This window comes from Escherichia sp. WS338, assembly GCF_046486405.1.
GTDB classification, from domain to species: Bacteria; Pseudomonadota; Gammaproteobacteria; order Enterobacterales; family Enterobacteriaceae; genus Escherichia; species Escherichia coli.
Genome location: NZ_JBJQLL010000004.1, coordinates 274,557 through 283,229 on the forward strand (window position 1 = coordinate 274,557; position 8,673 = coordinate 283,229).

Sequence of the window (8,673 nt, forward strand, 5' to 3'; positions counted from 1 at the left end):
TATCAGGCTTTATTCTGACGCCACCATTCACCAAGCAAAACGCCGGTTGCAACAGAGATATTTAGCCCGGCAACGTTGCCAGTACCATCAATCTTCACGCGCAAATCGTTCGGATCGCGTGCGGCATCCGGTAACCCTTCATATTCCTGACCCAGCACCAGTACCATTTTCGCTGGCAGACTGGTTTTGAACAGCGGTTTCCCCTGCTCGCTGGAAGTGGTCACTACGGTGTAACCTGCCTGACGGAAATCATCCAGCACGTTAACAATGTTGTCGCCAGTAATCGGCTGAACGTGCTCTGCGCCGCCTTCTGCGGTACGGATAGCCGCCCCCGACTCCAGCAGTGCCGCATCCTGCACCACAACGCCTTTCACGCCGAAGTGCGCGCAGCTGCGCATCATGCCACCCAGGTTATGCGGGTTAGATTCGTTTTCCAGCGCCAGTACACAATCCTGCGCGCCTGCCTGGCTTACCCACTGCTGCACGGTTGTACCGTTACGCTTTTTGATCAGGAAGCAAACGCCGCCGTGATGTTCCGTGCCTGACGCTTTTGTCAGTTCCGCTTCATCTACCACATGGTACGCTTTGCGGTTTGCTGCCATCCAGCGCAAGGCTTCTTTAAAACGCGGCGTTACACTCTGGATAAACCAGGCGCGAACAATCGCTTCCGGACGGCTCTGGAACAGTGCCTGACAGGCATTTTCGCCGTAGACGCGGGTTTCTTCCGCACGCTGACGACGCAACACTTCCGGATCAATAAAACTTTTACCACTGATGCCACCGTGATCGGCCTTTTCCGGCGTCTCATCACCCGGCGCGCGGGAAACTGTGCGCCACGGCGACTCTTCCCACTTGCGGTCACGGGGCTGACTCTGTTTGTCATCGCGGGCGGGGCGACGGCCACCGTCAGCACGAGATTTTCCTGGACGCCCGCCCCCTTTCCCGGTACGCGGGTTGTGGGTACGTTTATCAGAATCATCATCACTGCGGACATACATCACTTTGACCTTGCCGCTTTTACCTTTCATTTCATCGTTCATGCTTTTCTCCACCAGCGCTGCGCGAAGCGCGCAGATTACCCGAAGTCCGCGCGGTTCGCCATGATTTCGTACCAAAGCCTGCGACTATCATACCTATTGAATTAAACAGATTGTTGTCTGGAACAATGTCCCCGATAATATGTAACATATTAGAAACATACCGGCGTCGTTGCCGATAAGTCTCCTTACTCATCCCGAGGTTAGTTATGAATACCGTTTGTACCCATTGTCAGGCCATCAATCGCATTCCCGACGATCGGATCGAAGATGCGGCAAAATGCGGACGCTGCGGTCACGACTTGTTTGACGGAGAGGTGATTAATGCGACCGGTGAAACGCTCGACAAATTGCTGAAAGATGATCTACCTGTGGTGATCGACTTCTGGGCACCGTGGTGCGGCCCCTGCCGTAATTTCGCACCAATTTTTGAAGATGTCGCGCAAGAGCGTAGCGGTAAAGTGCGCTTTGTGAAAGTGAATACCGAAGCTGAACGTGAATTGAGCAGTCACTTTGGAATTCGTAGTATACCGACGATCATGATTTTCAAAAACGGTCAGGTTGTCGACATGCTTAATGGCGCAGTACCGAAAGCGCCGTTTGATAGCTGGCTGAACGAATCTCTTTAATCTTACCGGGGCGCATCTTGTGCCCCGTTTTCTCCTCTGCGACAATGGCGTTTTTTCGACGCTCTCTTATGACCGAAAACGCTGTTCTCCAGTTACGCGCCGAGCGTATTGCGCGCGCAACACGTCCTTTTCTTGCCCGCGGTAATCGCGTTCGTCGCTGCCAACGCTGTCTTTTGCCAGAGACATTATGTCTCTGTTCGACAATTACCCCAGCACAAGCAAAAAGTCGCTTCTGTTTGCTGATGTTCGACACCGAGCCAATGAAGCCCAGTAATACCGGGCGTCTGATTGCTGATATTTTGCCTGATACCGTTGCGTTTCAATGGTCGCGTACCGAACCCTCGCTAGATTTGCTGGATCTGGTACAAAACCCGGACTATCAGCCAATGGTGGTCTTTCCCGCCTCGTATGCTGATGAGCAACGGGAAGTGATCTTCACACCACCTGCCGGTAAGCCTCCGCTATTTATCATGCTCGATGGTACCTGGCCTGAAGCTCGCAAGATGTTTCGTAAAAGTCCGTATCTGGATAATCTTCCCGTCATTTCCGTCGATCTTTCCCGGCTTTCTGCCTATCGCCTGCGTGAAGCCCAGGCTGAAGGCCAATATTGTACTGCCGAGGTAGCCATCGCACTGTTAGATATGGCCGGCGATACCGAAGCCGCAACGGGCTTAGGCGAGCATTTCACTCGTTTTAAAACGCGCTATCTGGCAGGAAAAACGCAACATCTGGGTAGCATCACAGCAGAACAGTTAGAAAGCGTTTAAAATCATTCGGTCACTTCTGCGGGAGACCGGTATGAGTCAGCGAGGACTGGAAGCACTACTGCGACCAAAATCGATTGCGGTAATTGGCGCATCGATGAAATCCAATCGAGCAGGTTACCTGATGATGCGTAACCTGCTGGCGGGAGGCTTTAACGGACCGGTACTCCCGGTGACGCCAGCCTGGAAAGCGGTGTTGGGTGTGTTGGCCTGGCCGGATATTGCCAGCTTGCCCTTTACACCCGACCTTGCGGTTTTATGTACCAATGCCAGCCGTAATCTTGCTCTTCTGGAAGAGCTCGGCGAGAAAGGCTGTAAAACCTGCATTATTCTTTCCGCCCCGGCATCGCAACATGAAGATCTCCGCGCCTGCGCCCTGCGCCATAACATGCGCCTGCTAGGACCAAACAGTCTGGGGTTACTGGCTCCCTGGCAAGGTCTGAATGCCAGCTTTTCGCCTGTGCCGATTAAACGCGGCAAGCTGGCGTTTATTTCGCAATCGGCTGCCGTCTCCAATACCATCCTCGACTGGGCGCAACAGCGTGAGATGGGCTTTTCCTACTTTATTGCGCTCGGCGACAGCCTGGATATCGACGTTGATGAATTGCTCGACTATCTGGCCCGCGACAGTAAAACCAGCGCCATCCTGCTCTATCTCGAACAGTTAAGCGACGCACGACGCTTTGTTTCGGCGGCCCGTAGTGCCTCTCGCAACAAACCGATTCTGGTGATTAAAAGCGGACGTAGCCCGGCGGCTCAACGTCTGTTGAACACCAAGGCAGGAATGGATCCGGCGTGGGATGCGGCTATTCAGCGTGCCGGTTTGTTGCGGGTACAGGATACTCACGAGCTGTTTTCGGCGGTGGAAACCCTCAGCCATATGCGCCCGCTGCGTGGCGACCGGCTGATGATTATCAGCAACGGTGCTGCGCCTGCCGCGCTGGCGCTGGATGCCTTATGGTCACGCAATGGCAAGCTGGCAACGCTAAGCGAAGAAACCTGCCAGAAACTGCGCGATGCACTGCCAGAACATGTGGCAATCTCTAACCCGCTCGATCTACGCGATGACGCCAGCAGTGAGCACTATATTAAAACGCTGGATATTCTGCTCCACAGCCAGGATTTTGACGCGCTGATGGTTATTCATTCGCCCAGCGCCGCTGCTCCCGCAACAGAAAGTGCGCAAGCATTAATTGAAGCGGTAAAGCATCATCCCCGCAGCAAGTATGTTTCTCTGCTGACGAACTGGTGCGGCGAGCACTCCTCGCAAGAGGCACGACGATTATTCAGTGAAGCCGGGCTGCCGACCTATCGCACGCCGGAAGGAACCATCACTGCTTTTATGCATATGGTGGAGTACCGACGTAATCAGAAGCAACTACGCGAAACGCCGGCGTTGCCCAGCAATCTGACCTCTAATACCGCAGAAGCGCATCTTCTGTTGCAACAGGCGATTGCCGAAGGGGCTACGTCGCTCGATACCCATGAAGTTCAGCCCATCCTGCAAGCGTATGGCATGAACACGCTCCCCACCTGGATTGCCAGCGATAGCACCGAAGCGGTGCATATTGCCGAACAGATTGGTTATCCGGTGGCGCTGAAATTGCGTTCGCCGGATATTCCACATAAATCGGAAGTTCAGGGCGTAATGCTCTACCTGCGTACAGCTAATGAAGTCCAGCAAGCGGCAAACGCTATTTTCGATCGCGTAAAAATGGCCTGGCCGCAGGCGCGGATCCACGGCCTGTTGGTGCAAAGTATGGCTAACCGTGCTGGCGCTCAGGAGTTGCGGGTTGTGGTTGAGCACGATCCGGTTTTCGGGCCGTTGATCATGCTGGGCGAAGGCGGTGTGGAGTGGCGTCCTGAAGATCAAGCCGTCGTCGCACTACCGCCGCTGAACATGAACCTGGCCCGCTATCTGGTTATTCAGGGGATCAAAAGTAAAAAGATTCGTGCGCGCAGTGCGCTACGCCCATTAGATGTTGCAGGCTTGAGCCAGCTTCTGGTGCAGGTTTCTAACTTGATTGTCGATTGCCCGGAAATTCAGCGTCTGGATATTCATCCTTTGCTGGCTTCTGGCAGTGAATTTACCGCGCTGGATGTCACGCTGGATATCGCGCCGTTTGAAGGCGATAACGAGAGTCGGCTGGCAGTGCGCCCTTATCCGCATCAGCTGGAAGAATGGGTAGAATTGAAAAACGGTGAACGCTGCTTGTTCCGCCCGATTTTGCCAGAAGATGAGCCACAGCTTCAGCAATTCATTTCGCGAGTCACCAAAGAAGATCTTTATTACCGCTACTTTAGCGAGATCAACGAATTTACCCATGAAGATTTAGCCAACATGACGCAGATCGACTACGATCGGGAAATGGCTTTTGTGGCGGTACGACGTATTGATCAAACAGAAGAGATCCTCGGCGTCACGCGTGCGATCTCCGACCCTGATAACATCGATGCCGAATTTGCCGTGCTGGTTCGCTCGGATCTCAAAGGGTTAGGCTTAGGTCGACGCTTAATGGAAAAGTTGATTACCTATACGCGAGATCACGGACTACAACGTCTGAATGGTATTACGATGCCAAACAATCGTGGCATGGTGGCGCTGGCCCGCAAGCTCGGGTTTAACGTTGATATCCAGCTCGAAGAGGGGATCGTTGGGCTTACGCTAAATCTTGCCCAGCGCGAGGAATCATGAGTAAGGTACTGGAAATGTTGACCACTTAATCGGGACTGGTGTTATTATTGCCCGCTTATGTCGTCTGCATTGCACAGAGGACCCTTCAATGAACAGAGAAGAAATGCACTGTGATGTTGTCAAAATTTAAGCGTAATAAACATCAACAACACCTTGCCCAACTACCCAAGATTTCTCAATCAGTTGATGATGTCGATTTCTTTTACGCTCCCGCCGACTTCCGGGAGACGTTGCTGGAAAAAATAGCCAGCGCGAAGCAGCGCATTTGCATTGTTGCCCTGTATCTCGAACAGGATGACGGTGGCAAAGGCATTCTGAACGCGTTGTATGAGGCTAAAAGGCAGCGTCCGGAACTGGATGTGCGGGTGCTGGTCGACTGGCATCGTGCACAACGTGGACGCATTGGCGCTGCGGCATCTAACACTAACGCTGACTGGTACTGCCGCATGGCGCAGGAAAATCCGGGCGTAGATGTTCCGGTTTATGGCGTTCCAATCAATACCCGTGAAGCCCTTGGTGTTCTGCACTTTAAAGGCTTTATCATCGACGATAGCGTACTTTATAGCGGTGCCAGCCTGAACGATGTTTACCTGCATCAGCACGATAAATATCGCTACGACCGTTATCATCTGATCCGTAACCGTAAGATGTCAGACATTATGTTTGAATGGGTTACACAGAATATTATGAATGGCCGCGGCGTTAATCGTCTGGATGATGTTAATCGGCCAAAAAGCCCGGAAATCAAGAACGACATTCGCCTGTTCCGCCAGGAGCTGCGTGATGCCGCTTATCATTTCCAGGGCGATGCCGACAACGATCAGCTTTCCGTAACGCCGCTAGTGGGGCTGGGGAAATCGAGTCTGTTGAACAAGACCATTTTCCATCTTATGCCTTGTGCCGAGCAGAAACTAACCATCTGTACGCCATACTTCAACCTGCCAGCAATCCTTGTGCGCAATATTATCCAGTTGCTGCGCGAAGGGAAAAAGGTCGAAATTATTGTTGGTGATAAAACCGCGAACGACTTCTACATTCCGGAAGATGAACCTTTCAAGATAATTGGCGCATTGCCTTATCTCTATGAGATCAATCTGCGTCGTTTCCTGAGCCGTTTGCAGTATTACGTCAATACTGACCAGCTAGTGGTTCGGTTATGGAAAGATGACGACAACACCTATCACCTAAAAGGGATGTGGGTTGATGATAAGTGGATGTTGATCACCGGTAATAACCTGAACCCGCGCGCCTGGCGTCTGGATCTGGAAAACGCCATTTTGATCCACGATCCGCAACTGGAGCTTGCGCCACAGCGAGAGAAAGAACTGGAGCTGATCCGCGAGCATACCACCATCGTTAAGCACTATCGCGATCTGCAAAGTATTGCCGATTATCCGGTGAAGGTTCGTAAACTCATCCGTCGTTTGCGCCGTATCCGCATCGACCGATTAATTAGCCGCATCCTGTAATCACAACCCCGTCCTGTACGGGGTTTGTTTTGGAGGCCACGTTTTGCGTATTCTTTTTGTCTGTTCGCTATTGTTACTTTCTGGATGCAGCCATATGGCTAACGATAGCTGGAGCGGGCAGGATAAAGCTCAACACTTTATCGCCTCGGCGATGCTTTCCGCCGCCGGAAATGAATATGCACAGCATCAGGGGATGAGTCGCGATCGCAGTGCCACTTTCGGGCTGATGTTCTCTGTTGGGCTGGGCGCGTCAAAAGAACTTTGGGATAGCCGCCCCGAGGGGAGCGGCTGGAGCTGGAAAGATTTTACCTGGGATGTCGCCGGTGCAACTACTGGCTATACCGTCTGGCAACTGACCCGTCACTAAAGACGCATCCCCTTCCCTTTGCGATGTAGCATCAAAGAAACCAGAAACGCCACCACGGCCATCAAGGTCACATACCAGAAGAAGGCTGTTTCCATTCCTATTGATTTCAGCGACAACGCTACGTACTCCGCCGAACCACCAAATATAGCATTGGCGACCGCATATGACAGACCAACACCTAATGCACGAACCTGTGCCGGGAACATCTCAGCCTTCAGTATTCCACTGATTGAAGTATAAAAACTCACGATCAGCAGGGCACACATCACCAGACCAAAAGCGGCATAAGGCGAGGAAACGTTTTGTAATGCTGAGAGAATAGGAACGGTAAAAATGGCTGCCAGCGAACCGAAACATAACATTGAGGTACGGCGACCAATCTTATCCGACAGCGCGCCAATGAGTGGTTGAATAAGCATGAATACAAACAATGCGGCAGTCATAATGCCACTCGCCACGTTGGCATGCATTCCCGCAGTATTTACCAGATACTTCTGCATATAAGTGGTGAAGGTATAGAAACAAAGGGAGCCCGCAGCGGTAAAACCGAGAACCATGATGAATGCACGGCGATTGCGCCATAATCCTTTCAGAGATCCAGCTTCTTTTAAAGCGCGCGTTTCTTGTTGCGAAGTTTCATCTAACTGACGACGTAACCACAACGCCACAACAGCTAACACAGCTCCTAACGCGAAAGGAATACGCCATCCCCACTCTCTGAGTGCAGCGTCTTCCATGGTATGTTGTAAAACCACGACAACCAGTAGGGCTAGCAGTTGTCCGCCGATCAACGTCACATACTGAAATGATGCGTAAAAACCTTTGCGCCCTTCAACGGCAACTTCACTCATATAGGTGGCGCTGGTGCCATATTCTCCGCCAACGGATAATCCCTGAAATAAACGAGCGAGAAGCAATAATGCCGGAGCCCACGTACCTATAGTTTCATAACCTGGGAGGCAGGCGATAACCAGCGATCCGAAACACATCATACACACCGATAACAGCATCGATTTTTTGCGACCATGTTTATCGGCTATGCGGCCAAATAGCCAACCGCCTATTGGGCGCATCAGGAATCCCGCAGCAAAAACACCTGCTGTTTGTAGTAGTTGAGTCGTCGTGTTCCCGGAAGGGAAGAAAATGTGGGCGAAGTAGAGTGAACAGAACGAGTAGACATAGAAATCGAACCACTCGACCAGATTACCTGAAGAGGCCCCCACAATTGCCCAAATGCGGCGACGAGTATCACTACTTGTCAGTTTGCTGTCTGCCATTACAGTACTTTCAGCCATGCCATTATGTCTCCTGCCGTAATCCGATGCTTTTGTCGGTCGCTTTTGTTTATTTCTATTGGTAAAGAAAATGTTATACATTTGTTGCATATCATTATGCAACCTTAACCACGAATTTAGTTAGCAGGAAAATGGTTATTGAGGAGCTTAAGGATAAATTTCTGGTAAGGAGGACACGTATGGAGGTGGGCAAGTTGGGGAAGCCGTATTCGCTGCTGAATCTAGCTTATGTGGGAGTATAAGACGCGCCAGCGTCACATCCGGCATTTATTCCGCACCAGCGCAAAAAGGCCATCCGTCAGGATGGCCTTCTGCTTAATTTGATGCCTGGCAGTTCCCTACTCTCGCATGGGGAGACCCCACACTACCATCGGCGCTACGGCGTTTCACTTCTGAGTTCGGCATGGGGTCAGGTGG

The 8,673-nt window shown here is 51.8% G+C and carries 7 protein-coding genes and 1 rRNA gene; 5 read left to right on the forward strand and 3 right to left on the reverse strand.

Annotated features, from left to right (window positions below; genetic code table 11):
• Positions 1–2: 2 nt before the first annotated feature.
• Positions 3–1,040, reverse strand: coding sequence for a tRNA/rRNA methyltransferase (locus ACJHWT_RS05430; protein ID WP_000997418.1), 1,038 nt, complete (start codon positions 1,038–1,040; stop codon positions 3–5).
• 206 nt (positions 1,041–1,246) lie between these two features.
• Here ACJHWT_RS05430 and trxC point away from each other — a divergent pair, with 206 nt between their 5' ends.
• From trxC to ACJHWT_RS05455, 5 genes are all read left to right on the forward strand, one after another.
• A complete protein-coding gene (gene trxC / locus ACJHWT_RS05435; RefSeq protein WP_001098723.1) occupies positions 1,247–1,666 on the forward strand; it encodes a thioredoxin TrxC in 420 nt (139 codons plus the stop codon).
• Positions 1,667–1,734: 68 nt separating this feature from the next.
• Positions 1,735–2,433: a tRNA-uridine aminocarboxypropyltransferase gene (gene tapT, locus ACJHWT_RS05440; RefSeq protein WP_001317991.1), complete on the forward strand. Its 699-nt coding sequence runs from the start codon at positions 1,735–1,737 to the stop codon at positions 2,431–2,433.
• A 31-nt stretch (positions 2,434–2,464) separates the two neighbouring features.
• Positions 2,465–5,125: a peptidyl-lysine N-acetyltransferase PatZ gene (gene patZ / locus ACJHWT_RS05445; RefSeq protein ID WP_216350136.1), complete on the forward strand. Its 2,661-nt coding sequence runs from the start codon at positions 2,465–2,467 to the stop codon at positions 5,123–5,125.
• Between the two features lie 113 nt (positions 5,126–5,238).
• Entirely contained in the window at positions 5,239–6,594 is a 1,356-nt protein-coding gene (gene pssA, locus ACJHWT_RS05450) for a CDP-diacylglycerol--serine O-phosphatidyltransferase (RefSeq protein WP_000949265.1), read from the forward strand.
• A 43-nt stretch (positions 6,595–6,637) separates the two neighbouring features.
• The gene (locus ACJHWT_RS05455) at positions 6,638–6,961 is read left to right on the forward strand and encodes a YfiM family lipoprotein (protein ID WP_001696047.1); all 324 of its coding nucleotides are present in this window, start codon (positions 6,638–6,640) and stop codon (positions 6,959–6,961) included.
• Here ACJHWT_RS05455 and kgtP read toward each other — a convergent pair.
• Positions 6,958–8,256: an alpha-ketoglutarate permease gene (gene kgtP / locus ACJHWT_RS05460; protein WP_000841086.1), complete on the reverse strand. Its 1,299-nt coding sequence runs from the start codon at positions 8,254–8,256 to the stop codon at positions 6,958–6,960. The genes ACJHWT_RS05455 and kgtP overlap by 4 nt on opposite strands.
• A 325-nt stretch (positions 8,257–8,581) precedes the next feature.
• Positions 8,582–8,673, reverse strand: a 5S ribosomal RNA gene (gene rrf / locus ACJHWT_RS05465); the annotation flags it as partial.

What these genes read in the sequence shown, in the direction of transcription:
- ACJHWT_RS05430 (WP_000997418.1), bottom strand. Translation starts at nt 1,040, where the DNA reads ATGAACGATGAAATGAAAGGTAAAAGCGGCAAGGTCAAAGTGATGTAT.
- trxC (WP_001098723.1), top strand. Translation starts at nt 1,247, where the DNA reads ATGAATACCGTTTGTACCCATTGTCAGGCCATCAATCGCATTCCCGAC.
- tapT (WP_001317991.1), top strand. Translation starts at nt 1,735, where the DNA reads ATGACCGAAAACGCTGTTCTCCAGTTACGCGCCGAGCGTATTGCGCGC.
- patZ (WP_216350136.1), top strand. Translation starts at nt 2,465, where the DNA reads ATGAGTCAGCGAGGACTGGAAGCACTACTGCGACCAAAATCGATTGCG.
- pssA (WP_000949265.1), top strand. Translation starts at nt 5,239, where the DNA reads ATGTTGTCAAAATTTAAGCGTAATAAACATCAACAACACCTTGCCCAA.
- kgtP (WP_000841086.1), bottom strand. Translation starts at nt 8,256, where the DNA reads ATGGCTGAAAGTACTGTAATGGCAGACAGCAAACTGACAAGTAGTGAT.